Here is a 25,495-nt window from a genome sequence, read left to right as displayed (position 1 = left end):
GTAGTCTGCGTTCGGGGAGTTTTGGAATGTAGGGGAAGCAGGTTGCTGATCTGCCGAGTTGCACGGGCATGAAGTCACTAGAGGCCTGGTTGCAGTCTCTGAACCTCGAAAAGTATCTTGAGACTTTCGAGGCCAATTCCGTTGATCTCGACATCATCGCGGACCTGACCGAGCAGGATCTGGCGGACCTCGGGGTATCGCTGGGGGATCGCAAACGGATCAAACAGGCCACAGCGAAACTGGCCCGCCCCGACGGCATGCCCGCAGCACATGCGCAGGCCGACCGCGCCGAGGCGGCCGATCCGACAAAGAACTTGCCCCCGTCCAACGCCGTGGAGCTGCGCCAGCTGACGCTGATGTTTGTCGATCTGGTCGGGTCCACCAAGCTGTCAAACCAGTTGGATCTAGAACAGTATCACGACGTGCTGGCCGGCTTTCAGCGCTGTTGCCTCACCGCGATCCGCAATCATTTCGGCTATTTCGCGCAGTTCGTGGGGGATGGAGTGGTGGCCTATTTCGGCTATCCCATCGCCGAGGAGGATGACGCGGAACGCGCGGTTCTGGCGGCGTTGGATATTCAGCGCACGATCGCGGACGCGGCGCCCGATCTGGACACCCGCCTGCAGGCGCGTGTCGGCATTGCCACCGGCGACGTGCTGATCGACGACCTCCCACGTGACGACAAGACAGCCGATCATCTGGCGCTTGGCGATATTCCCAATCTGGCAGCCCGGTTGCAGTCACTCGCGGAACCCGGTCAGGTGGCAATCAGCGATCAGACGAAAATCAGGCTTGGGGCGAATTTCAGCTGCACATCCATCGGCCAGCACCAGTTGAAAGGGTTTTCCGAACCCGTTGGTGTCTGGATCGCCAAGTCTGCCCGCGACACGGAATTGAGGTTTGAGAAACGCCAGCACGGCAAGCTTTCCCGCCTGGTCGGTCGCGAAGACGAATTGCGTCTGCTTGAGGGGCGATGGAGCAATGCGCGCCAGGGAAGCGGGCACGCTGTTTTCCTGACTGGCGAAGCCGGTCTGGGCAAATCGCGCCTTGCACAGGCCTTGCATGACAAACTGCGCGCCACGGAGGCGGTGCGGATGAGTTTTCAATGCTCTCCCTACCACCAGACAAGTGCGTTCTACCCGGTCACATCGCACCTCAACCATGCCATCAAACTGCGCGAAGACGACGCAACGGATGCTCGCAACGCCAAGATCGACGCTTTCGTGGCAACCATTGCAGACCCGGTGCGTGCGCCTCTGACGCAGGCCATCTTTGCCAACCTGCTGTCGGAAGACACCTCCGGCATCACGGCTGCGATGACACCGGAAGAGTTAAAAGAGAAGACTTTCGAGACGCTGATCAGGTATTTCGAACGGGCTTCCGCCACCCATCCGGCCCTTGTGCTTTTCGAGGATCTGCACTGGATCGACCCTTCGACCGAAGAGTTGCTTGGGCTTCTTGTCGACCAGCTGGACCGGATCAACCTGTTGCTGATCGGCACCTACCGCCCGGACTACATAAGACGCTGGGGCGGGCAATCCCATGTCACAACCCTGTCTCTGGCGCGGCTTGACACGCGACAGTGTAAATCGCTTGTCTCCGAGCTGTCGCAGGAACTGCAGATGGCGCCTGAACTGGTGCAGAAGATTGCCGACCGGGCCGAGGGCGTGCCGCTGTTTGTCGAAGAAATGGTGCGCATGGTGCAGCGTCGGCAACGCATGACGGCACAGGATGACCTTATTCGCAACGGGCTGGAGCTGCCGTCGAACCTGAAAGACCTGCTTCGCGCGAAAATCGACCACCTGCCCAGCACGCGCGACATCGTCTTTGTCTGTGCGGCCCTGGGCAGGGAGATCTCGACCGAGGTGGTTTCCGCCATCTGCAAGACAGACCGGGAGTCCACCGAACGGCACCTCGATATCCTCGTGCAGGCACAGATTCTGACAGCCCATGACGACGGGCGCAGCCATTCGTTTCGGCACGCCCTGATCCAGGATGCAGCCTACGAATCGATGCTGCCACGGCGTGCCAGCAACCTGCATGGTCAAATTGCGGACACACTGGTGCAGAGCTTTCCGGCCTTTGCCGAACGCAGCCCGGAGGTGGTCGCGCAGCACTATTGGCGCGCGAATGTTTTCGACAAGGCGCGCGACAAGTGGCGCGAAGCCGCCGAAATCGCGCTGAGAAGCTACGCCGGTCAGGAAGCAATGGGGCATCTGGAGGCCGCCATTGAGGCCAACACGGCGGCAGATCTTGGCGAGGAAGGCGAAAGACAAGAGATCGAACTGCGCGAAATGCTGAGTGTCGCCCTTGAAATCCGGTCCTGGGGCGCGCCGGAAATTGCGACCAACCTCGACCGGCTGCGCATTTTGCAGATGAAAACCGGGACGCCCAGCGACGTGTTTCTGGTGTTGCATGGGCTGTGCGGCACCCATCTGATCGGCGGACGCCCGGACCTTGCGCAGGATTATTGCGACCAGATGAACGACCTGGTGGGCGAGGACGCCCCGCCCGCCATGCTGACGCTGCGCGAACACAATACCGCTGTCACCTCGCTTTTCCTGGGGCGATTTGATAAGGCAATCCGGCATTTCGACAAGGCGCTGGACTACCGGCAACACGCCGAGATTGCGCAGATCAACCGCTATTATGCCGCGGACCCTGCCACCATCGACAGGGTGATGCGGTGCTGGGCGGGAGCGCTCAACCAGAACGACAGAGCGGCGCTGGAGGTCGAAATCGATACGGCGATCGCCACGGCGCAGTCGGAACCCAGCGACTTTTCGAGATGTTATTCGCTGAGCATTATTGCCAATATATTCCAGACGCTTGACGATCCGGAGCGCGCCCTTCAGTTCGCCCAGGCAGCATATGCGATCAGCCAGAAGATCAAGTTCGAGTATTGGGAAGCCTGGTGCAGTATCATCCTGGGCTGGGCGCTGGCCCGCACGGGGGAGCCGACGATTGGGACAGAGACGCTCAAGGCAGGGCTGAAGGGCTACATCAGTACCGGCTCGGCACAGATTATCACCTATGCGAAAACCCTGCTGGCCGACGCGCATCTGGCAGCGCATCAGCCTGAAACAGCCGAAGCGCTGATCCGGGAAGTGCAAACCACGCTTGAGCGCTCGCCCATTCGGTTTCACGTGGGCCTGACGGAAATGATCGCCCAAAAAGTCAGCCACGCGCTGAATGATCAGCCGTCTTCGCAAGATTGACCCTGGCTGACGCTAAGTAAAGGCAGGCTTGACACAAAACCATTCCTGAACACACACTAACCAAGGGTTGTAGGGAGTTTATTATGCTTTCACGTTTTAAGACATTAGCAATTGCAGTTCCATTTGCATTCGTTCTCGCCTCTTGTGATGAAATTTATAGTCCACTCAAAGAAGCACATACCGTTGATGCGGAGGTTGACGAGGTCTACGGGCCGCATCCGCTGAACCTGAAAGTGGGCGGGTTTTCCACTAACCGCGAAGAAGGTCCGCGCAATGTCAATGACTTCAAAAATGCCCGGGAGTTCCGTCAGGCGCTGACCAGCCTGGCCCCCGAGCTGTGCTCCGAAGAAGACAAGCTGGGCACCTGCCTGCAAAGGCTGCGCAACGAGGAAAACGACAAGGCCAACGGGCTTTTCCAGGGGGTCGCCGGGCTGACCGGGCGCACCTTTCTGCGCGTCGGGCAAAGCACGATCAAAGAGGGTGGCCGCTTTCGGCGCGCCAACGTCACGATCAAGGGGCAGATTACCCCTTACTGCCTTCACGACAGCAAGAAGCGTGGCTATGCATATGACGCCCGGAACGCAAAAATGCATATCTGCGTGATCGTGAAAACAACGATCGAACATCCCGGTGTGAACGCTTTCACGGCGCAGAAAGACCCTGAAACGCTCTACCAGTACTTTCACGTGGCAGCGCGGAAAAACGTTGGCGTCGACGATGGCGCGGGTGGCAGCGCCGATAATGCCTTCCCCAAGGCAGCCGCGGCGACCAAGCTGAAAATCCCGCAATCCCTGCCGGACAGCTTCACGCCGCCGCTTACCCACAAGCTCTATGCATGGGGCGAGGCGATCCGGGTCATGAACTATTGGGAAACGACCAAGGCCGACGCAAACGGTGACCCGATTTGGGACAACAATCAGAAGTACGCGCGCCAGTCCAACGGCGCGCCGCCGACCAATGCACCGCAGCGCATCAAGGCGTTTTTCGCGCTCGATCCCGAAGCCTGCATCGACATGCTGTTCCTTGGGCCACCGCCCTCCGACCTGCAGGGGTACACCGGCGGTGTCTCCTATTGCCTCGGGCGGTGCGACTTCCCGCCGATTGTCAACACGCGCTAGCCATGACGGCCTGCGCCTCACAACACACCCGCAGCCGTTGGTTGCGGGTGTTTTCGTTGGAACGTGGCCATCTGTGCGGGATGGCTTTTAATGTCCGACGCCCGCCTTGCGTCGTGTTACACTGACGCCCGCGATCATTCATCGGGCACGCTGTCCCGAGCAGCCTTCACCCAGTCCGGAGTTATTATGACCTTTGCCCGTGCCGACCTTGTCAGTGCCGCGACGCCGATTGAGCCTCTGCCGAACCTGTCCGCATTGCTTGGCATAGACTTGCACATCAAACGCGATGATCTCGCCGGGACCACGATGGGCGGCAACAAGTCCCGTCAGCTGGAGTATTACCTGGGAGCGGCACAGCAAAAGAATGCGCAGACCGTGCTGATCACCGGTGCGGTACAGTCAAATTTCGTGCGCACAGCTGCAGCCTCCGCAGCCAAGCTGGGCATGAAGACAATCGTTCAGCTGGAAGCCCGGGTTCCGGATGTCGATGCGCTTTATGGGTCCAACGGCAATGTTCTATTGTCCCGGCTGCTGGGGGTGGAGGTCATGCATTACCCGGTGGGAGAGGACGAAGCCGGTGCGGATGCGGCCCTGCGCGCCCGAGCTGAGGCCGAGGAAGCCGCGGGCCGAACGCCCTATGTGATACCGCTTGCACTGGGCAATCCGCCGCTCGGCGCGCTGGGATACATGCGCGCGGCAGAAGAAGTTATCCATCAGGACCCTGATTTCGATGTGGTTGTCATCGCCTCCGGCAGCGGTCTGACACATGCCGGTATGTTGGCCGGGTTGCGGAACGCTGGTCATTCCGTACGTGTTATCGGCAGTTGCGTGCGCCGCGACGCGGAACAGCAACGGCACCGGATCGCGACGGTGCTGGAGGCATTATCCCGCCTGTTGGGGTCACCGGTACCGGTATCGCACGATGACATCGATATCTGGGATGGCGCGCTGTCGCCGGGTTACGGACGCCTCGGGCCGCAAGCGGCACAGGCGATGGCGATGATGGCACGCTCCGAAGGTATCGTTCTGGATCCGGTTTACACCGCAAAGGTTTTCGCCGCCGTGCCAGCGATGGTCAAAAGCGGTGAAATTGCCGCGGGCGCACGGGTCCTTTTCGTTCATACGGGCGGTCTGGCGTCGCTCTTTGCCTATCAATCCGCACTGGAAAACGCCTTTCCGCATGGCTGAGCCACGCCCACGTCTTCATGCGGATCAACTCGTTTGCGCTAGATGGAGAGCGGCCAGCATGTAACAGCCGGTTGCCCCCAGGGCCGCGATCCACCTCACGTGATTACACAAAACCCACGCGTTCGCGTAGGCGGGCCAATAGGCCTGCGCGTCCTCACTGCCATCGGCGCACGCCGCAAGCTTTTGGTTCATCGGGACGTTGCCGACCGCGGATACGCCAAATACGCCCAGAACATAGAGGGATGCCGCAACAACCAGGCTGGATTGAGCGGGACCGTCCAGAAAATAAGCCCCGACAAGCGCGAGGCCAAGTGACACCGGAATGAGGCCGACGAACAGCAGCATGAACAGCGATCTGTAGACCTTGCGGTTGATGATCTGCATGGCTTGCGTCCCGGCCGCGGGGTGCGCGGCCACCAGAGACTTCATCACGAAATCTGAGAAGGCGAGGAGCACGCCCGCCACCAGACCGCAGGCCATCGACATGCCAACCAGCCCGGCGATCAGAGGAGATATCGACACGATCATGGCTCTCCCCCGGATCAGTTTGAAATACCGACGGCGGCCCGCAGATAGGTCATCTCTGACACCTGCCGGGCGAGGAATGCGGCCACATTGGCACGGGTGATTTTCAACGAAAGACCCCGCTCCAGCGGGCCGAAGTTCTCCTTAAACTGACCGTCAGCCGGACCATTCGTGAAAGCGCCGGGGCGCACAATTGTCCAATCCAGCCCGCTGGCGCGGACCAGTGCCTCCTGCAACTCGTGGTCGCGGAAGACCGGTTTGAGCAGAGCGCCGAACATGATCCGCTTCCAGAAGAAGTTCAGATTGCTCCAGCTTTCATGGGCTCCGAGGGTGGATTGACAAATCAGGCGGTCGATCCCCTGCTCCTGCATGGCTTGTATAACGGCCAGCGTGCCCGTCGAGCGGATCAGGTTTTTGCGCGACATCCCGGCGCCCAACGTCACGACGACAACATCATGCCCGGCCACTGCCGTGGAAACAGTCGACAGATCCGTTGCATCGCCCGCGAAAGATCTCAGATTGCGGTGCGTCACGCGCAGGTGATCCGGGTTGCGTGCAAATGCCGTCACCTCGTGGCCGTCCTCCAGCATCCGCTCAACCGCCAGGCTTCCCACCGTGCCGGTGGCTCCAATAACAATGACTTTCATTTCGGCGTCCTTTCATCAAATCACTTTACTCAGTGTAAAGCTTCTGATGGCGAAATAGGAAATACTTTACATCATGTCAAGCTCAAAGAGAATGCGATATGACCCCGCTGACACCCCGGCATCCAATGTGTAGGAGTCAATGGTAACTGAGCGGCGGTAAAATCGGTGTCCCCGGCTTGCCAGGCGTGTGACGCCACGCGTACCTAGGCCCGACGCCACCGCCACCAACTATCTGAAAGGCTGCCAATGCCCAGCGACACATCGGCCGATACCCTTTTGACGCAAACGCTTTTGCCTTGCGAAACGGCGGTCTGGGAGGCGTTGGTCAAGGGTGACGCGGCGCAGGATGCGGCGGCGCTGGATGAAACGTTTCTCGGCGTCTATCCCGACGGGTTTGCAACAAAACACGAACATGTGGCGCAACTGGCGAACGGTCCCACCATCCGCTGGTTCAGCATAACCGACGCGCGGTCGATGGCTTTGGGCCAAGGGTTCGCCCTATTATCCTATCTGGCAATATATCAGCGGGTAACGCGGGAAACACCCGAACAGATGTTCGTCAGCTCCATCTGGCGGCGCGAGGGTGATACCTGGATCGGCGTGTTCAGTCAGGACACCCCGGCCCAATCGCCAGCGGCCACCTGACCTGTCACACCCAAAAACAGCCGCCCGACCGGGGCAAGCTGCGGAAAGGCTTACATACCCAGGGCTTCTTTATACATCTCAAGCACCGCTTCTTCTTCTGCGATGTCGTCCGCGTCCCGTTTGCGCAGCGCAATGACCTTGCGCATGACCTTGGTGTCATACCCACGGGCCTTGGCCTCCGCCATGACTTCCTTCTGCTGCTCCGCAAGGTCTTTCTTTTCCGCGTCCAGCCGTTCAATCCGTTCCACGAATTGTCGCAATTCGTTTGCCGTCACGCGGTAAGTTGCGTCGCCGGGGGTTTCTACAACGGCAGGGTCGGTTGCGGTGTCACTCATGAAAAGCTCCTTGCGGGTTGCAGATATCGGGTCGGCACCTGACTAGCCTCCCGTTCCCTGCGCCGCAAGCGGGTTTGACGACAATTGTTGCGTTGCGCAGGGGGCACCGGCACAGGCCAGCGTGCGCGTCCAAAAGTCAACGGCACGCTGCTCTGCCCCCGCGGCGGTCAAGGGCTTCCTCTTGCACGATATGGATTCATTCGATAGCCCGGCACCATGGAAATCACTGCGGCATATTCGGTATTCGACCTGCTGATCTGGGGCGGCGCCTTGCTGACGCTCACCGGGTTTCTCGGCTTGATCTGGTGTATCGTCTACGTTGCGCGCGCGCGGCGCGCCAATCTCGAAGATGAGGCCATGCGTGCCAAGTTGCAAAAAGCGCTGCCCATGAACCTCGCGGCCCTTTTCCTGTCCGTGATCGGGCTGATGCTGGTTATTCTGGGTATCTTTCTGGCCTAGCAAGACGCTTGCCACAGCTTCATGCGCCAGCTTACACTTGGAAAACTTCAAGGGAGCCTCGCAATGTCCCCGCATGTAACCGCCTTTTTCGACACGGCAACAAACACGGTCAGCTATATCGTTCAGGACCCGCAAGGCGCGGCCTGTGCGATTGTCGATTCGGTTCTGGATTTCGATCACGCCTCAGGGCGCACCAACACCGCATCTGCCGATGAAATCATCGCCCACGTGCACTCCGAGGAGCTTCAGGTCCAATGGATACTGGAGACACATGTGCATGCAGATCACCTGTCGGCAGCCCCCTATCTGCAGGAAAAACTGGGGGGACAGATCGGCATCGGTGATCAGATCACGACAGTTCAGGACACTTTTGGCAAAGTCTTCAATGAAGGCACGGAATTTCAGCGCGACGGCAGCCAGTTTGACCGGCTCTTTTGTGACGGTGACAGTTTTCACATCGGCCAGATGCGCGCGGATGTCATGCACACGCCCGGTCACACACCCGCGTGCATGACCTATGTTGTCGGCGACGCGGCCTTTGTAGGCGATACGCTGTTCATGCCGGATTTTGGCACCGCCCGATGCGATTTCCCGGGTGGGTCTGCGCATGATCTCTACCGCTCCATCCAGCGCATTCTCAGCCTGCCCGACGAGACCCGCATTTTTGTCGGCCATGATTACAAGGCACCCGGACGCGAAGAATTCGCGTGGGAGACAACTGTGGGCGCGCAGAAGGCACGCAATGTTCATATAGGCAAGGGTCTGGATGAAGACAGTTTTGTCGAGATGCGAGAGGCGCGGGATGCCACCCTTGGCATGCCGAAACTGATCCTGCCCTCTTTGCAGGTCAACATGCGCGCGGGCCACATGCCCGAACCCGACGCGGATGGCGATGTGATGCTGAAACTGCCCATCAATAAACTGTGAGCCGCGCGTTAGGCGGCACCGCGCCGACCATAGTGTCGCTGGTAGTAAAGCCTTCCTGGCGTACCATTACCTTTTCGATGAGCGCTGATCCGCGAAGCCATCTGGACAGTTCCGCCAGCTGAATTTAAGCCTAAACGCATGGATATCCGCCAGATTACACCCGATTTTTACGCCGCACCGCAGATTTGTGCCGAAGACATGGCCGACATTGCCGCCATCGGTATCAAGCTTGTGCTGTGCAACCGGCCCGATGCCGAAGTGCCGCCCAGCCATCAATGTGCCGCGATCGAAGAAGCCGCAGCCGCCGCCGGGCTCGATTTTGCGTATCGTCCCCTCACCCATCAATCGATGACACCCGAGGTGATTGCCGCAAACCGCGGGGTGATGGATGACGCGAATGGCCCTGTGCTGGCCTATTGCGCATCCGGTACACGCTCGACAATTGCCTGGGCCCTGGCTGCCGCGCGTGACCGCCCCGCCGAGGAGATCATTCAGGCGGCGCGCGCCGGAGGCTACGATCTGGAAAATCTGCGCGGCACATTAACGGCGATTGCCGGGCAGGCCCGCTGAAAGCGGTCAGGCAATTTTAATGTCCGGCAGCCCGTCAAGAGGCGGCAGGTCACCATCGTTGTCCAGGTCCGGCAAATCGGGCAACTCCGGTAGATCGGGCAGGTCCGGCAACGTGGCTGCCTCGTCAAGGTCCGGAAGGTCCGGCAGATCGGGCAGATCGGGCAATTCGCCGGCAGCGTCCAAATCCGTCGGCATATCGGTTGGCATATCGATGGTGTTCAGGGGGTCGGCGGACATTCTGGGGGACAGCGACGATTCAACCGGGGCAACCTCCGGCAAATCAAGGCCATCGCGATCCGCGGCCCGTCGCTTTGGGTTTTGCGGCGTTGCGGGGTTTGACTGTAACTGGACAGCGCGCTGCCCATCCACCTGCCCCATTGAGCCACGACTGACCACCCGGCCTTGCCGTGTGATCACCTCCACCGCGTCAAACGCATCAGGGCGCAGGGTCAGCACGTCTCCCGCGGACATCTGGCCCAGCTTCGACAGCGGCAGCTTGACGCGCCCCAGGACCGCGGTCAGGTCAGCCTGAATGCTCATCACGGTTTTTTCGAGCGTCACCGGAGCGGGCGCCTCATCCGGCCGGTCCGGCACCATGAGATCAGCGCGTTTTTCAATCACCGGCAACAACAGGGTCAGGCTGGACTGGAAAGCCCCTCCCGAGACATCAATGGTCAGCTTGAAAACCTGATATTCCGTCGCTTCCAGGGCCAGGCCGAAAAGCCGGGTGTTTTCAACGCGCGCCCCGAATTTGAAGACCGGGAACATGTCACGGTCCTTCTCCGTTTCGAGCATATCATGCGCCCGTTGAAAAAGCGCATCAAGCAAGGGCGCGCAGAGCGCTGCATCGGTTGACGTGAGGGGCCGCTCGGTCGCCGGCTCCTTGGACACTTTGCCGGTGGTCTGCTGCTGGATCATCGCGCCCACCAGTTCCGGACCGATCATCGCGCCGCCAGAACACTCCGTCGGCCCGTCCAGAAGCACAAGCAATGCCGACTCGTCCAGTTTTTCAGCAATCGTATCGCCTTCGCAGCGTTCTTGCGTGATCCCGATGACCACAAGGGCCATGTCAAACAGCTGGTCGGCGATTTTGGCGACACCCACGCGCAAAGCTTTGGGCACGGTCATAGCCCGCGCCTGATGTTCCTGTTTACCTGCCTGCGCCTTGCGCTGCAAAACTGACATCTTCGGCCCTTGTCAAAATAGCCCGCACTGATCCCGCCGCGCGAGGCTTCGTTCAGTCAGGGAATAAGGGCCAATGGTTACGATTGCCTTTATGGCTGTGACTGCGTGGCCCATCAGGCCAAAAAATTATTGTGCAGCAAGGGCCTGCGCCTGGGGCAGCACCACGCGAAACGCCGTGCCCCCGGTCCCGTCCAGATAGGTCACATCGCCACCCAGACGTGTCATGATCTCCCGACAAATCGCCAGTCCCAGCCCCGCGCCATTACTGTCTTCGGCCCCGATGCGACTGAACTTTTCGAACATCACATCACGCGATGCACGCGGGATACCGGGACCATTGTCCATGAAATCAACCACCACAGCCTCACCCTGGCGGGAGACGGCGATTTTCAGGACCGGATCATCGGCGCCGCAGTACTTCTGGGCATTGGTGATCAGGTTGATGAACACCTGCCCCAGACGGTCCAGATCGGTGTGCAGTTCGACGGTTTCTTCCAGCCGTCGTCGGTCAATCCTGATGTTGCGCGCCTCGCTGGCCTGCGCGGTGGCGATCGCACGGTCCAGCAGATCGACGAGGCTGCCGGTTTGCATGTTCAGCGTCACCTGTCCGTTTTCCAGCACGCTGAGATCGAGCAGATCATCCAGGAGGCGTGTCAGACGGATGGCTTCAACATGGATGATGTTTGCATATTTCGCCTTTTCGATAGCCCCCAGGCCGTCTGTGTCCCGCAGGATTTCCGAAAAGGCGCGGATCGAGGTCATCGGCGTTCTCAACTCGTGGCTGATCTGACTGAGAAAAGCATCTTTCTGGTGGCTGAGCTGGGTGAGCTTGGCATTGGCGTTGCGCAACTGGGCGGCGGTCTGGCTCAATTCGCGCGACTTCACTTCAAGCTGGCTTGAGTATTCAAGCATCTGCGCGGATTCGTCTGCCACCGCCAGCAGATCCTGCACCGAGACCGAGGACCCTCCGACAATCTGCCCGATCATGGCATGCGCCGTTGCCGCCCCGACCGACCCGGCCAGCTCGCGCTCCAGCCGTTGCAGGAAATCCGGCGTCGGTTCGGGCAGATAGCCCCTGCGCCCCTGCCCCGCGGCCTCTGCCTGAAACAACCGCTGCGCTTCGGAGGCCCCCAATATCCGCTGCGCCATGATCATCAGATCCTCGCTTTCCGCAACGGACGCCTGCCAGCCACGGGTCTGTGCGGAGTGTTCGAACACGTTGACGAACTGGGCACCCTGCAACCGTTCCAGCGGATGCGGGAAGGTCATCAGCGACACCAGCGCAAAGCTCACCGCGTTCAGCAGCAGGCTCCAGAAAATGGCATGTATGGTCGGATCCATGCCCGGAATGCCAAAAAGCGCTTGCGGGCGCAGCCAGCCGACACCGAGCAGCCCGTTATCAAAGGTCGCGGCGCTGAGGAACACATCCGGGCCAAAACTGGGCAGCAGCATCGTGAACACCCACAGGGCGAAGCCAACACCAAGCCCCGCCAGGGCCCCGATCCGCGTGGCGCCACGCCAGAAGATACCGCCCAGCATCGCCGGCAGGAACTGGGCGACACCTGCAAAGGAAATCAGACCAATCGCGGCCAGCGCGCCGGAGCCTCCCGAGGCCTGGTAATAGACGTAGCCCAACCCGATGATGCCCAGAATGGACAGGCGCCGCGATAACAATACGACATTGCGTACGTCACCGGATTGCGTGGCCCCGCCCTGACGCAGATACAGGAAGATGGGCATGACCACATGGTTCGACACCATCGTCGACAATGCCAGCGTCGCCACGATCACCATGGAGGTGGCCGAGGAAAATCCGCCCAGAAAGCTCAGCGTCGCCAATCCCTCCCGCCCCTGGCTGAGCGGCAGACTGAGCACGAAGAAATCCGGGTTCGATCCCTTTGGCAGAAGGTCCAGACCGATGACCGCAATGGGCACCACGAAAAGGCTCATCAGCATCAGGTAGAGCGGAAAGGCCCAGCTGGCGATTTGCAGGTGCCGTTCGTCGTCGTTCTCCACCACCATGACCTGAAACATCCGGGGCAGGCAGAGAAAGGCAGCGGCGGACACGAAGGTCAGCCCGGCCCAGCGGCTCCCGTCGATCTGCCATGTCCCGAGCGCCGAGGCGTCGATGCGCGCCAGCGTCTCCGACACACCGCCGGCGATCCCCCAGACGACGAAGACGCCCACGGCCAGCAAGGCGATCAGCTTGACAACGGCCTCCACCGCGACGGCGATCACCACACCATGGTGGCGTTCATTCACGTTGAGATTGCGGGTCCCGAAAAGCACGGTGAAGAGCGCAAGCCCGATGGCGATCCAGAGCGCGGCAGAGGCAGCCTCCGTCCCTTGATTGAAGCCCCCTTGCTCGGCTGCGGCAAAGATGGAAAGAGACGATGTAACTGATTGAAGCTGAAGCGCAATATAAGGTGTGACGCCGATCACGGCCATGACCGTCACCACGATCGCCAGCGCATTGGATTTGCCGTATCGCGAGGAGATCAGATCCGCGATCGACGTCACCTTGTGACTACGGCCGATCCGCACCAGACGCCGCAATATCCACCACCACCCGACGATCACCAGACTGGGTCCGAGGTAGATCGTGACATACTCCAGACCGGACCGCGCCGCGTAGCCGACGGCCCCGTAAAATGTCCATGCCGTGCAGTAGATCGACAGGGAGAGCGTGTAGACAAGCGGTGAGCGCAACAGCCATCCGGCCCGGCCCTTCATACCCGCGCGTTCGGCCAGAAACGCAACACAGAACAGCAGGAAAACATAAACGAGACAAACAGCGATGAGCGCGTTGAGGGACGCCATCACGCGGCTCCGCTATCGTCCGTCCGCGACGGCATGCGCCGGATGCCCCGAGCCAGAAACGCCGACCCGACAATCAGGAACCACCAGACACCGAACACATACAGCAGCGCCCTGGATGTGGACACCGCCTCCGCTTCGGACGCGCCGTCAGAGGGCCACAGCAAGGGGATCATCCACAAACCGGCACCAAGAATGACCAGCAGACGCACCGCATCCATCATCCGCCGCTGGCGGTACCCGTCACGCTCCAGAAACAGCGGTGTGCCGGGCGCGGCCAAGGCTCAGGTCCTTTGTCCGTGAACGTAGAGCAGGTCGCGCACGGCGGTCAGCACTTCGGTGTTCGAGAACGGCTTGGTCATGAAGCGGCTCACGCCCGCCTTCTCCGCCATTTCCCGATCCCGGCTCTGGCCGCGGGCGGTCAACATCAACACCGGCAAATCCTCCGTCTCTTCATGGCCCCGCAACTCCTCCAGTATGTCAAAGCCGCTTTTTCCGGGCAACATGACGTCCAGCACCACCAGATCCGGTTTTCTTTCCCGGATGATTTGCGCCGCATCCGTGCCGTTGGAGTGCGTGTCAACCTGCCAGCCCTCACGGCTGAGCAGGAATCGAATGGCTTCGATGATGTTCAGCTCATCTTCTACCAAAAGCACATGCTTGCCCATTGCGCCCTCCTCCCAAAGGTGCCCACCCCGCCGGACCCGCAGTCCGTCTCCCTCAGGGGTGAGGTTGAACTATTGTCGGTTTTGCCTGCGGTGTCAAAACCCTCAACGGGCGCGGGGCACATTTCAACCGGCGGTTCCGGTCCCATAATCCGCCCCGAACAGGCTTACAATCCGGTGCTTAAAATCGATGGCTCGCGGCGGCCCGGGCAACCGGTCCGGGGACAAACGCCGCAAGTGGCCCCGACCTCGGTTGCATCCGTGGTGTCCCGCGCGGAACTCGGGAGCACCAGCATGCTCGCCTGCACCAGCGGCGCCTGGTTGTAGGTTGGCCCGCCGACAACTTCGGCGACGGCAATGCAGTCGAACGCTGCCCGCCCCCGACCCAATTGCACCAGCGGCGTCCGCAATACCTGACCCGGCTGTCCCAGCACGGCAAAGAGTGGCCATAACGCACAGGCGGACCCGAACCTCGGAATGACAAAGCCCTGCGTTGGTTTGCGAAACAGCAGGCTGCCCGCGCGGTCACAGACCACCAGACCCGCTTCCAGTTCCGGCAGGCTGGCAAGACGCCGCAATATCCTGCCAATGGGCGCAGCGAAGCGGCGCGCCAGTTTCACCGGGTCGGGGCCCATATCCTGCAGCGCGCCGCGCAGGCTCTCCGCCGACACCGCGCCTGCATCTTCTGCCACACGGTCGAGGATGGACTTTGCCATGTGACGCGCCGCGCCCGTCCGCAGGCTTGGCGCATCGTCAATGACCTGGTCGACGGATTTGCTGCCGGTTTCCAGCGCGTCGAAGCAGAATTTATTCTCCGTCAGAAAAGCTTCCAGCTCATCCTGTGGACTGGTCGCCGCATCTTCGACGCCCTGCCCGGCATCAAGGTAGTCAACCAGCGCCTTGGAGCTTTCCGCAAGGCGGCGGCTGTCCTGATTGATATTGGCGTGGAAGCGGTCACGCCATTCGTCGGTCAAATCCGTTTCATCCGCGAGAATGGCGGCCGTCGACCGGATCGCCGCCGCGGTGGACAGGAGTTCGTGCACGGAGGACGCCAGATGCGGATCATGGGTCAACCGGTCCGACAGGGTTTCAACCGTCCGTTCAAGGCTCGCGATGCGCCGATGCCCGGCGGCCAATACCTCCGCCCAGCCCGGAAACCGGCCCGCAAGCTCATCCGCACGAGCCACTTCGGCGCGCGGCATATTGGCGGCATTCGCCGCTTCGCGCAGCGTCGCGATCAAGGCGGCCTCGGCCCCTTCGGTGAGCGTTGAGGGTTCCACGTTTAGAATGCGCGCAATGTCGAGCAGCAGCTTGCCGCCGATTCTGCGGCGGTTGTGTTCGATCAGGTTCAGGTAGGATGCCGAAATTCCCAGCGCGCGCGCAAGATCGGCCTGGCGCATGCCCGTCACGGATCGGCGCTCGCGGATGCGACTGCCTGTCAATCCTTCGCGTGCCATGTCACCCCCATAAACAATCTACCGTCTTTTCAATGGCTTTCTGCACTGCAATATCACTTAATTTACAGATAACCATTTCCATTTGTGCATTTGTTTACAAAATAGTTGTTCATTTCAAGGCACTTGTTGCGAAATTTTCTGTCGCCGGGTGATAAGTTCTTTGCACCTTTGTGCCGCGCGCACCCGTCGGGGAGGAAATCGTCGGGCGCGGCGTTTTAACAACTGGGAGGATATTCATGTCCAATTCGAAACTTACGCGTCGTGGTCTGATCAAGACTGGCGCCGTCGCTGGCGCCGCCGGCCTGACGTTGCCGACGTATCTGCGTGCTGACGGGCACGCGGGCTTTACCAACGCCCCGACAGGCGACACGGTGACGCTTGGCTTCAACGTACCGCAATCCGGACCCTACGCCGACGAGGGCGCAGATGAATTGCGCGCCTACGAACTGGCTGTCGAACACCTGAACGGTGGCGGCGATGGCGGGATGATGAACACGTTTTCATCCAAGGCGCTGCAGGGCAACGGCATTCTGGGAAAGAAAGTCGAATACGTTACCGGCGACACGCAAACCAAATCTGACGCAGCGCGCGCCTCCGCCCGCTCGATGATCGAAAAAGACGGCGCGGTGATGATCACGGGTGGCTCGTCTTCGGGTGTGGCGGTTGCCGTGCAAGCGCTCTGCCAGGAGGCAGGCATCATCTTCATGGCCGGTCTCACGCACTCCAATGACACAACAGGCAAGGACAAGAAAGCCAACGGCTTCCGTCACTTCTTCAACTCCTACATGTCCGGTGCAGCGCTCGCGCCGGTGCTGGCGGCGAATTACGGAACGGACCGCAAAGCCTATCACCTGACCGCCGACTACAACTGGGGCTACACCACCGAAGAAGCGGTGCGCTCCTCGACCGAAGCGATGGGCTGGGAAACTGTGAACGCGGTGAAAACACCCCTGACACAGACCGATTTCTCCTCTTACATCGCGCCTGTTCTGCAATCCGGTGCCGATGTGCTGGTTCTGAACCACTACGGCGGCAACATGGTGAACTCGCTGACCAACGCGGTTCAGTTCGGCCTGCGCGACAAGCTGGTCAACGACAAGAACTTCGAGATCGTCGTGCCGCTTTACTCGCGCCTGATGGCGAAGGGTGCGGGGGCCAACGTGAAAGGCATCTTCGGCTCTACCAACTGGCACTGGTCGCTGCAGGACGAAGGCTCGAAGGCCTTCGTGCAGTCCTTCGGCACCAAATACGGCTTCCCGCCCAGCCAGGCAGCGCATACCTGCTACGTGCAGACGCTGCTTTATGCGGATGCGGTGGAGCGGGCCGGATCGTTCAACCCCTGCGCGGTTGTCGAAGCGCTCGAAGATTTCGAGTTCGACGGCATGGGCAATGGCAAGACGCTCTATCGTGGCGCCGACCACCAGTGCTTCAAGGACGTGCTGGTCGTGAAAGGGAAAGAGAACCCGCAGTCCGAGTTCGACCTTCTCGAAATCGTCGAAGTCACGCCGGTTGCGCAGGTTACCTACGATCCCGATCACCCGCAGTTCTCGGGTGGCAACCTGGGCACGTGTAACCCGGGCGCGTAAGCGACCCGTCGGGTGGCGTGACCGCGCCACCCGCACCCCTCAAACACGGCGCGTGGCAGATGCTGCCACGCGCCTCTCCCGGCACCCGGGCGACAATCGCTTCATGAAGGTGGGACCATGGACGCAATCATCCTGCAAATCCTCAACGGCCTCGACAAGGGCTCAGCCTATGCGCTGATCGCCCTCGGCCTGACACTGATCTTCGGCACCCTGGGGGTTGTGAACTTCGCACATGGTGCCCTGTTCATGATCGGCGCATTCTGTGCCGTCACCCTCAGCCGTATCCTGACGCTCAGCCACACGATCATTGACGAGACACAAAAGGACTTCCTGGGCAATCCGCTGAAAGTGGATGTGCCTTACATCTACGACATCTTCGGACAACAGACCGGTGACGCGATCATCGACTGGGCGGTGCCCTTGTCGATCCTCTTTGCGATCCCGGTGATGATCGGTATCGGCTTCATCATGGAGCGTGGGCTGATCAAGCATTTCTACAAGCGTCCCCATGCGGATCAGATCCTCGTCACCTTCGGTCTCGCCATCGTGCTGCAGGAGATCATCAAATATTTCTACGGTGCAAACCCGATCCCCACCCCGGCTCCGGATGCCTTTCGCGGCTCGTTCGACTTCGGCGCGATGCTGGGCTTTGACCCCAACACCATCATCTACCCCTACTGGCGTCTGGTGTATTTCGCCTTCGCCGCCGTGATCATCGGCGCGGTCTTTGCCTTTCTGCAATTCACCACCTTCGGCATGGTGGTACGCGCGGGCATGGCCGACCGCGAAACCGTGGGGCTGCTGGGCATCAACATCGACAAACGCTTCACCATCATGTTCGGCATCGCCGCCGCCGTCGCCGGGCTCGCCGGCGTGATGTACACCCCCATCAACTCGCCCAATTACCACATGGGCATGGACTTTCTGGTGCTGAGCTTCGTGGTGGTCGTCGTGGGCGGCATGGGCTCTCTGCCCGGCGCTGTGCTCGCAGGGTTCCTTCTGGGGATTCTGGAAAGCTTCGCCTCGATGGCGGTGGTGCTCGAGATCCTGCCCGGCATCAACCAGATCATCATCTATCTGGTCGCCATTATTATCTTGCTGACACGTCCGCGTGGCCTGATGGGCCGCCGGGGCGTGATGGAGGAATAGGATCATGTTCGGATTGACAAAACGCGACTCCACCCTGCTGATCATCGTGATCCTGCTGACCGTCCTCGCGCCCTTCATCCTCAACCCCTTCCCCGAAGGCTCGGCAATGGCGCAGTTCAACGCGGGCTACCCGGACCTGATGCAGCGGCTGGTGATCTTCGGCATCTTCGCCATCGGGTTCAACATTCTCTTCGGCCTAACGGGCTATCTCAGCTTCGGTCATGCGGCCTTTCTGGGTGTCGGGTCTTACGCCGCCATCTGGATGATGAAGCTGCTGACAATGAACGTTGTCCCCGCGATCATCATTTCGGTCGTCGTCGCCGGTCTCTTCTCGCTGCTCGTGGGGTGGATATCGCTGCGCCGCTCCGGCATCTACTTCTCGATCCTGACGCTGGCCTTCGCGCAGATGTCTTACTCGCTTGCCTATTCGGTGCTGACCCCGATCACCGGCGGTGAGACGGGCCTTCAGCCAAAAGTCGATGATCCGCGCATCCTCGACGGCGCCCTTGCCGCCGGTCAGACACCACGCGCCAACTTCTTCGGGCTCGAGATGGGCACCAGCTACGAACTGGAATTGGGCAACTGGATCTTTACCTTCAACGCGGGCTACTACATCGCGGCGATTGTCATGATCCTGGCCTTCTACCTGTCGATCCGTATCTTCCGGTCGCCTTTCGGCATGATGCTGAGGGCTGTGAAATCAAACCAGCAACGGGTCAATTACACGGGCCTGAACGCCAAGCCCTACACGCTGGCCGCCTTTGTCATCTCCGGCATGTATGCCGGTCTGGCCGGGGGCCTGCTGGTGGCGATGGACACGCAGGTGGGCGCGGAACGCATGTTCTGGACAGCCTCGGGCGAGGTCGTCCTGATGACGATCCTTGGCGGGGCCGGCACGCTGATCGGTCCGGTTCTGGGCGCGGGTTTCATCAAATACATGGAAAACATCGTCTCCAAGATCAACAAGTCGGTGCTGGAACAGTGGTTTGCCTTCATGCCCGACGGTATCGAGGATTTCCTGATCGCCATCGTCTACCCGTTCATCGGCAAGGGCTGGCACCTGACGCTCGGCATTCTGTTCATGCTTGTGGTGATCTTCCTGCCCGGCGGTCTGGTCGAAGGCGGGCAGCGCATCGGCCGCCTGTTCAAACGCAAAAAACCATCCGACGATGCCGCTGACGGCAAAACCACGCCTGCGGAATAAGGAGACGGCTATGGGTATTCTCGAAGTCAAAAACGTCGGCAAGCGCTTTGGCGGTCTGCAGGCTCTGGGGGATGTGAACCTCAGCATTGCGGAAAATTCCGTGCACGCGATCATCGGGCCCAACGGGGCGGGCAAATCCACGCTGCTCAACTGTCTGGTTGGCAAACTGATCCCGGATACCGGGTCGGTGATGTTTGACGGGCAGTCCGTGCTCGGGCGCAAACCGCATGAGATCAACCAGATGGGCATCAGCCGTGTTTTTCAGACCCCGGAAATCTTTGGCGATCTGACGGTGATGGAAAACATGATGATCCCCTGTTTTGCGAAACGGGACGGCGCGTTCGAGATGAATGCAATCGCCAGCGTGGCATCGCAACGCGACATCGTGGAACGCGCAGAACACATGCTGGAAGACATGAACATGGCGGACAAGCGCGATATGCATGCGGCCGCGCTGTCACGGGGTGACAAACGGCGTCTTGAGATCGGCATGTGCCTCAGTCAGGAGCCGCGCCTGTTGCTTCTCGATGAGCCCACCGCAGGCATGGCCCGGGCGGATACCAACAACACCATCGACCTGCTGAAACAGATCAGCGATGAGCGCGACATCACCATCGCCATCATCGAACATGACATGCACGTGGTCTTCTCGCTCGCGGAGCGCATCACCGTGCTGGCGCAGGGCACCCCGCTGGTGGAAGATACGCCCGACAACATCAAGGGGCATCCGAAAGTGCGCGAGGCCTACCTCGGCGAAACACAGACGGCTGCATAAATTCATTCCGGGGCCGGTATGACGCCCCCCACCCGCAAGATGCGAGGACACCGACATGAACGTCAAACCGGACTTCTCCAAACATGCCAACCAGGCGGCCACGGCGCCCGCCTTCCTGTCCGTCTGGGACGTGCACGCCTATTACGGCGAAAGCTACATCGTGCAGGGCGTGACCTTCAACGTGCACGAAGGCGAAATCCTCGCACTGCTCGGCCGCAACGGCGCGGGCAAGACATCGACCCTGCGCGCCATCGCGCGACTGGGCGACCCGGAGGTGCGCAAGGGCGAAATCTGGCTTGACCACCAGCCATTGCACAACATGGCCAGCCATCAGGCCGCGCAGGTGGGCTTGGGGCTGGTCCCCGAAGATCGCCGTATCATTGCGGGCCTGACGGTCGAGGAAAACCTCAAGCTGGCGCAGATCGCGCCGCCTATCGGCTGGTCACTCGACAGGGTGTACGACCTGTTCCCGCGTCTGCGCGAACGGCGCACGCAGGAAGGCGTGACCCTGTCGGGCGGCGAACAGCAGATGCTGGCCATTGCCCGCGCGCTCTGCCGGGACATCAAGGTGCTGCTGCTGGATGAACCTTACGAGGGTCTGGCCCCGGTGATCGTCGACGAGATCGAAAAAACCCTGCGCATCATCAAGGAACAGGGGATCACGACCATCCTTGTGGAACAGAACGCCGTGCGCGCGCTGCAACTGGCGGATCGCGCCGTGATCCTCGACACCGGCGGGATCGTCTTTGACGGCACCGCGGCCGAAGTTCTGGAAAATCAGGAACTGCGCGAAGAATACCTCGCCATCTGACGCCGAACAGTTTCCAGCGGCCCCTGAAACCACCCGCACGTTCGGACGGGCGTGGCACGGGCCGGGTCTGCCGTTTGCCTGAAAATGCCGCTTTTCGCCCGGATGATCAGGCACATGACACGTTTTGCGCCCTCAGGTCCCGCGATCTTCCTACTCACCGCGGCGCTTGCCGGGTTGGTACTGATGCGTGTTACCGGACCGGCGGGGAGCGGCGCTGCGATACTGGCCGGGCTCAGCACCATGGCGCTGATCGGCGCTGCGGGCTGTTACATCTTTTATTTGCCGACCGGCTCTCTCGCGAAAGAGGGAGAGGCGACCGCGACAACCCCGCGGCACAACGCCGCCTGGCTCTTCGTCGTGACGGCTGGCTTTGTCATCCTGCCGCTGGTGATCTCTGAAAACGCCGTGCCGATGGTCCGGGCCTGGGCCATCGACCACCTCGTTCTGGTCCTTGCCGCGCCTTTCGCGATTGTTTTATTTTTGGCTCTGACGCCCGGCAGCCGTTTTCCGGCAGGCACGGAAAAACGCCCGCCGCCTTGTCATCGCGGGCCTGATCTTTCTGATCGGCGGGGTCGGTTACGTGTTTTGGACCGGCGCGTGGAAACCACCCATGACAGCGGATGCGTTTCGCGCGCAGCTGCGCGGCACCGCCTCCGCCGAAATCCCCGAACACCAGAACGACGGCTCAGTCCTGCAGCAACCGACGCAGCTCTGTCTTCAACACCTTGCCGTAGTTGTTCTTTGGCAGAGCGTCGATCGCGATGTATTCCTTGGGCCGCTTGAAGCGTGCAATATTCTCAAGGCACAGACGGTCGAGACGATCCGGATCCGCCTGCCCGACGATGAAGGCCACAACCTCCTCGCCCCATTCAGCATGCGCGCGGCCCACTACCGACACCTCCTGCACGTCAGGATCGGTCAACAAAACCTCTTCCACTTCGCGCGGATAGACGTTGGAGCCACCGGTGATGATCATGTCCCTGGACCGGTCACGCAACGTGACATAGCCGTCCGCATCCATGAACCCCATATCGCCGGTCATCAGCCAGCCGTTTACCAGTGTCTTTGCGGTGGCATCGCGGTTTTGCCAGTAGCCCGGCATGACGGTATCGCCGCGCACCATGATCTCGCCATGGGTGCCGGGCGGGACAAGATGACCCTCTTCATCGCCGATGGCGACCTCCACCACAGACTGCGCGCGGCCCACCGATTGCAAACGCGCGGCCCAGTTTTCGTGATCACGGTCGGCGACATCGCCGCGGGACAGCGCGGTAATGCCCATCGGGCATTCTCCCTGCCCATAGATCTGCGCGAAAACAGGGCCGAAGTGATCCACCGCCTCGATGATGTCCGCGTTGTACATCGGGCCACCGGCGTAGATCACCGTGCGCAATCCCTTTCCGCGCGCACCACTCTGCCTCGCCACCTGTGTCATGCGCTGCACCATCGTCGGCGCCGCGAAGAGCTGCATGCTTCCGAAGTGACCGGCAAGGTCAAATATCTCGGCGGGCTCGAAGCCCCCTGACACCGGACAGACATGGCGCGCGCCCGCGCGCACGTGCAGCATGTTGTAGATGCCCGCGGCATGGCTCATTGGTGCGGCATAAAGCGTACTGTCGGCTGCCGTGACCGTATCGACATCGATAGTGTAGCACAGGCTCATATTGGCCAGCATGCGGTGGGTCATGATCACCCCCTTGGGCTTGCCCGTCGTGCCGGAGGTGTAAAAGAGCCATGCGAGATCGTCCGCCTGCCGACGCACCACGCTTTTCAGCGGCGCATGGCGGCGCAGCGCCTCGAAGTCCGCGCCCGGCGCGATTGTGATCTGCGCCGCCACGCCCGCCGTGCGCAGGCCCGGTGCCAGATCGGCGGTGGCAAAGACGTGATGCGCGCCGCTGTCTTCAAGGATGAAGGCGGCCTCGCGTCCGTGCAGTTTCGAGTTGATCGGCACAACGGCCGCGCCGGCCGCCCAGATCCCGTAAAACACCGTCAGGTATTCAGGGCAGTTCTTCATGAAGATCGCCACGCGGTCACCGGCGGTCACACCCTGCGCGGCCAGCCAGCCCCCGATGGCGCAGGCGTCAGACCAGAAGGTTCCATAATCGGCCACGCAGTCGCGCCCGAGAAAGAGCGCAGGGCGCTCAGGCGCGGTTCCTGCCTGCCGCTCCAGCCAATGCGCAAGATTCATGATCACTCCTGAAAAAACCGTCTCCGCCGCGATGTTAGCCAAAGAACACCCCCACGCAATAGGCGGGTTTCCATGGCGTAACCCTTGGCCTATAACAGTCGCGCAGGAACAAGGGCCGAACGCAACAAGGCTCCCCGAACGGTCGAGGACTTACATGACAAAGAAGAACCATGACGCTGATGTGGCCTTTATTCAGGCCCTGGCGGAATTGCTGCGTGAAAACGACCTGACAGAATTGCAGGTCAAGCGCGACTACGGTGCAGATGACAGCCTGAATGTGCGCGTCAGCCGGCACGTGCAACAGCAGGTCGTCACGCAGGTATCGCCACCGGCGGCCGCCCCTGGCCCGGCACCGGCGGCCGCGCCTGCAGCGGCCCCTGCCGCGTCCGGTGGCAGCGATGATCCGGCGGAACACCCGGGTGCGGTGACCTCGCCGATGGTCGGCACGGTTTACATGCAGGCCGAACCCGGCGCCGATCCGTTCATTTCCGTGGGCGCCAGCGTCTCGGAAGGCGACACGCTGCTCATCGTCGAAGCGATGAAGACCATGAACCACATTCCCGCGCCGCGGTCCGGTACAATCAAGCGTATCGTCGTCGAGGATGGCGCTGCCGTCGAATTTGGCACACCGCTTGTGATCCTCGAATAGGAGGCCCGCGCGATGTTCAACAAAATCCTGATCGCCAACCGCGGTGAAATTGCCCTGCGCGTGGTGCGTGCCGCGCGCGAGATGGGCATCGCCACGGTCGCGGTGCATTCCACTGCCGACAGCGACGCGATGCATGTACGCATGGCCGATGAAAGCGTCTGCATCGGCCCTCCCGCCGGGACGCAAAGCTACCTCTCGGTGCCCGCCATCATCTCCGCCTGCGAGATCACGGGTGCCGAGGCGATCCACCCCGGCTATGGTTTCCTGAGCGAGAACGCCGGGTTCGTACAGGTGGTCGAGGATCATGACCTCACCTTCATCGGCCCCACCGCCGAACACATTCGCATCATGGGCGACAAGATTACCGCCAAGGATACGATGAAGAAGCTCGGGGTGCCCTGTGTGCCCGGCTCGGACGGCGGTGTCGAAACACTGGCGGACGCCAAGCGGATCGGTGAAGAGATCGGCTACCCCGTGATCGTCAAGGCCACGGCAGGCGGCGGCGGGCGCGGCATGAAGGTGGCACAGACCGCGGCGGATATGGAAAAAGCGTTCCACACGGCGCGCGCCGAAGGCAAATCCAACTTCGGCAACGATGAAGTCTATATCGAAAAGTACCTCACCACCCCGCGCCACATCGAAATTCAGGTCTTTGGCGACGGCAAGGGCCGCGCGGTGCACCTGGGCGAGCGGGACTGTTCGCTGCAGCGCCGCCACCAGAAGGTTTTCGAAGAAGCCCCCGGCCCCGCGATTTCCGCCGAAGAGCGTGCTGCGATCGGCAAGACCTGTGCCGACGCCGTGGCGCGGATCAACTACATCGGCGCGGGCACCATCGAATTCCTCTACGAGAACGGTGAATTCTATTTCATCGAGATGAACACGCGCTTGCAGGTCGAACACCCGGTGACGGAGGCGATTTTCAACGTCGATCTGGTGCGCGAGCAAATTCGCGTCGCCTCCGGCATGGAGCTGTCCTTCCATCAGGAAGACCTGAAGATCACCGGCCATGCGATCGAGGTACGGATCAATGCCGAAAAGCTGCCGAATTTCGCGCCCTGCCCGGGCCGGATCACGCAGTACCACGCGCCGGGCGGGCTTGGCGTGCGCATGGATTCCGCCCTTTATGACGGGTATTCCATCCCGCCCTATTACGACAGCCTGATCGGCAAGCTGATCGTGCATGGGCGCGACCGGCCCGAGGCCCTGGCCCGTCTCAAACGCGCCCTGGGCGAGTTGATCGTCGATGGCGTCGACACCACCGTGCCGCTTTTCCACGCGCTTCTGGAAGAAGAGGACGTTCTGTCCGGCGGGTACAACATCCACTGGCTGGAGCATTGGCTGGAAACCAATCTCGGCGAAAGCTGACCCGCGGGGCGT

General features: G+C 60.9%; 23 protein-coding genes. 14 read left to right on the top strand and 9 right to left on the bottom strand.

Annotation, left to right across the window (positions count from 1 at the left end):
• Window positions 1-68 precede the first annotated feature (68 nt).
• From KX928_RS20600 to KX928_RS20590, 3 genes are all read left to right on the top strand, one after another.
• Window positions 69-3,218 (top strand): AAA family ATPase, encoded by a 3,150-nt coding sequence (locus tag KX928_RS20600; protein ID WP_219506420.1) that lies wholly within the window; start codon window positions 69-71, stop codon window positions 3,216-3,218.
• Window positions 3,219-3,301: 83 nt separating this feature from the next.
• A complete protein-coding gene (locus tag KX928_RS20595; RefSeq protein ID WP_219506418.1) occupies window positions 3,302-4,336 on the top strand; it encodes a hypothetical protein in 1,035 nt (344 codons plus the stop codon).
• Between the two features lie 186 nt (window positions 4,337-4,522).
• Window positions 4,523-5,524, top strand: coding sequence for a D-cysteine desulfhydrase family protein (locus KX928_RS20590; RefSeq protein ID WP_219506417.1), 1,002 nt, complete (start codon window positions 4,523-4,525; stop codon window positions 5,522-5,524).
• Window positions 5,525-5,548: 24 nt separating this feature from the next.
• Here KX928_RS20590 and KX928_RS20585 read toward each other — a convergent pair whose 3' ends face one another.
• Window positions 5,549-6,052: an anthrone oxygenase family protein gene (locus tag KX928_RS20585; protein WP_219506416.1), complete on the bottom strand. Its 504-nt coding sequence runs from the start codon at window positions 6,050-6,052 to the stop codon at window positions 5,549-5,551.
• 14 nt (window positions 6,053-6,066) lie between these two features.
• The gene (locus KX928_RS20580; protein ID WP_219506415.1) at window positions 6,067-6,696 is read right to left on the bottom strand and encodes an NAD(P)-dependent oxidoreductase; all 630 of its coding nucleotides are present in this window, start codon (window positions 6,694-6,696) and stop codon (window positions 6,067-6,069) included.
• 246 nt (window positions 6,697-6,942) lie between these two features.
• Here KX928_RS20580 and KX928_RS20575 point away from each other — a divergent pair, with 246 nt between their 5' ends.
• Window positions 6,943-7,341, top strand: coding sequence for a DUF4440 domain-containing protein (locus KX928_RS20575; RefSeq protein ID WP_219506414.1), 399 nt, complete (start codon window positions 6,943-6,945; stop codon window positions 7,339-7,341).
• 50 nt (window positions 7,342-7,391) lie between these two features.
• Here the strand turns inward: KX928_RS20575 and KX928_RS20570 are convergent, their stop codons facing one another.
• Window positions 7,392-7,676, bottom strand: coding sequence for a DUF2312 domain-containing protein (locus tag KX928_RS20570; protein ID WP_219506413.1), 285 nt, complete (start codon window positions 7,674-7,676; stop codon window positions 7,392-7,394).
• 216 nt (window positions 7,677-7,892) lie between these two features.
• Here KX928_RS20570 and KX928_RS20565 point away from each other — a divergent pair, with 216 nt between their 5' ends.
• The 3 genes from KX928_RS20565 (at window position 7,893) to KX928_RS20555 (ending at window position 9,632) form a co-directional block, all read left to right on the top strand.
• The gene (locus KX928_RS20565; protein ID WP_219506412.1) at window positions 7,893-8,135 is read left to right on the top strand and encodes a hypothetical protein; all 243 of its coding nucleotides are present in this window, start codon (window positions 7,893-7,895) and stop codon (window positions 8,133-8,135) included.
• Between the two features lie 63 nt (window positions 8,136-8,198).
• Window positions 8,199-9,062: an MBL fold metallo-hydrolase gene (locus KX928_RS20560; protein ID WP_219506411.1), complete on the top strand. Its 864-nt coding sequence runs from the start codon at window positions 8,199-8,201 to the stop codon at window positions 9,060-9,062.
• Between the two features lie 138 nt (window positions 9,063-9,200).
• The gene (locus KX928_RS20555; protein WP_219506410.1) at window positions 9,201-9,632 is read left to right on the top strand and encodes a protein tyrosine phosphatase family protein; all 432 of its coding nucleotides are present in this window, start codon (window positions 9,201-9,203) and stop codon (window positions 9,630-9,632) included.
• 6 nt (window positions 9,633-9,638) lie between these two features.
• Here the strand turns inward: KX928_RS20555 and KX928_RS20550 are convergent, their stop codons facing one another.
• The 5 genes from KX928_RS20550 to KX928_RS20530 form a co-directional block, all read right to left on the bottom strand.
• Window positions 9,639-10,760, bottom strand: a complete 1,122-nt coding sequence (locus tag KX928_RS20550) for a FliM/FliN family flagellar motor C-terminal domain-containing protein (protein WP_257883980.1) — start codon at window positions 10,758-10,760, stop codon at window positions 9,639-9,641.
• Window positions 10,761-10,943: 183 nt separating this feature from the next.
• Window positions 10,944-13,637 (bottom strand): ATP-binding protein, encoded by a 2,694-nt coding sequence (locus KX928_RS20545; protein ID WP_219506405.1) that lies wholly within the window; start codon window positions 13,635-13,637, stop codon window positions 10,944-10,946.
• A complete protein-coding gene (locus KX928_RS20540; RefSeq protein WP_308342418.1) occupies window positions 13,637-13,915 on the bottom strand; it encodes a hypothetical protein in 279 nt (92 codons plus the stop codon). Before KX928_RS20540 ends, KX928_RS20545 begins: the two co-directional genes overlap by 1 nt.
• Window positions 13,916-13,918: 3 nt before the next feature.
• Window positions 13,919-14,302 (bottom strand): response regulator transcription factor, encoded by a 384-nt coding sequence (locus KX928_RS20535; RefSeq protein WP_219506403.1) that lies wholly within the window; start codon window positions 14,300-14,302, stop codon window positions 13,919-13,921.
• 164 nt (window positions 14,303-14,466) lie between these two features.
• Entirely contained in the window at window positions 14,467-15,756 is a 1,290-nt protein-coding gene (locus tag KX928_RS20530) for a helix-turn-helix transcriptional regulator (protein WP_219506401.1), read from the bottom strand.
• Between the two features lie 236 nt (window positions 15,757-15,992).
• Between KX928_RS20530 and KX928_RS20525 the strand changes: the two genes are divergently transcribed.
• The 5 genes from KX928_RS20525 to KX928_RS20505 all read left to right on the top strand — a co-directional run bounded on the left by KX928_RS20525 (window position 15,993) and on the right by KX928_RS20505 (window position 21,281).
• Window positions 15,993-17,342, top strand: coding sequence for a substrate-binding protein (locus KX928_RS20525; protein WP_219506398.1), 1,350 nt, complete (start codon window positions 15,993-15,995; stop codon window positions 17,340-17,342).
• Window positions 17,343-17,459: 117 nt separating this feature from the next.
• Window positions 17,460-18,491 carry a branched-chain amino acid ABC transporter permease gene (locus tag KX928_RS20520; protein WP_219506396.1) on the top strand — a complete coding sequence of 344 codons (1,032 nt, stop codon included), beginning with the start codon at window positions 17,460-17,462 and terminating at the stop codon, window positions 18,489-18,491.
• 4 nt (window positions 18,492-18,495) lie between these two features.
• Window positions 18,496-19,695, top strand: coding sequence for a branched-chain amino acid ABC transporter permease (locus KX928_RS20515; RefSeq protein ID WP_219506395.1), 1,200 nt, complete (start codon window positions 18,496-18,498; stop codon window positions 19,693-19,695).
• Window positions 19,696-19,705: 10 nt separating this feature from the next.
• Complete coding sequence (locus tag KX928_RS20510) at window positions 19,706-20,470, top strand: ABC transporter ATP-binding protein (RefSeq protein WP_219506394.1); 765 nt, start codon at window positions 19,706-19,708, stop codon at window positions 20,468-20,470.
• 55 nt (window positions 20,471-20,525) lie between these two features.
• Window positions 20,526-21,281 (top strand): ABC transporter ATP-binding protein, encoded by a 756-nt coding sequence (locus KX928_RS20505; RefSeq protein ID WP_219506393.1) that lies wholly within the window; start codon window positions 20,526-20,528, stop codon window positions 21,279-21,281.
• 685 nt (window positions 21,282-21,966) lie between these two features.
• On the opposite strand, the gene KX928_RS20500 is transcribed toward KX928_RS20505, so the two are convergent.
• Window positions 21,967-23,469, bottom strand: a complete 1,503-nt coding sequence (locus tag KX928_RS20500; RefSeq protein WP_219506392.1) for a class I adenylate-forming enzyme family protein — start codon at window positions 23,467-23,469, stop codon at window positions 21,967-21,969.
• Between the two features lie 154 nt (window positions 23,470-23,623).
• On the opposite strand from KX928_RS20500, the gene accB reads away from it, so the two are divergent.
• Both accB and accC read left to right on the top strand, forming a co-directional pair.
• Window positions 23,624-24,118 (top strand): acetyl-CoA carboxylase biotin carboxyl carrier protein, encoded by a 495-nt coding sequence (accB, locus tag KX928_RS20495; RefSeq protein WP_219506391.1) that lies wholly within the window; start codon window positions 23,624-23,626, stop codon window positions 24,116-24,118.
• A 12-nt stretch (window positions 24,119-24,130) separates the two neighbouring features.
• On the top strand, window positions 24,131-25,483 hold the full coding sequence (gene accC / locus KX928_RS20490) for an acetyl-CoA carboxylase biotin carboxylase subunit (RefSeq protein WP_219506390.1): 1,353 nt from the start codon (window positions 24,131-24,133) through the stop codon (window positions 25,481-25,483).
• The last annotated feature ends 12 nt before the right edge of the window (window positions 25,484-25,495 follow it).

The sequence above is a fragment of the Roseobacter insulae genome (assembly GCF_019375555.1).
GTDB lineage: Bacteria > Pseudomonadota > Alphaproteobacteria > Rhodobacterales > Rhodobacteraceae > Roseobacter > Roseobacter insulae.
The sequence above is the reverse complement of the archived record's forward strand: the minus strand, read 5'-3'. Positions and strand labels throughout refer to the sequence as shown.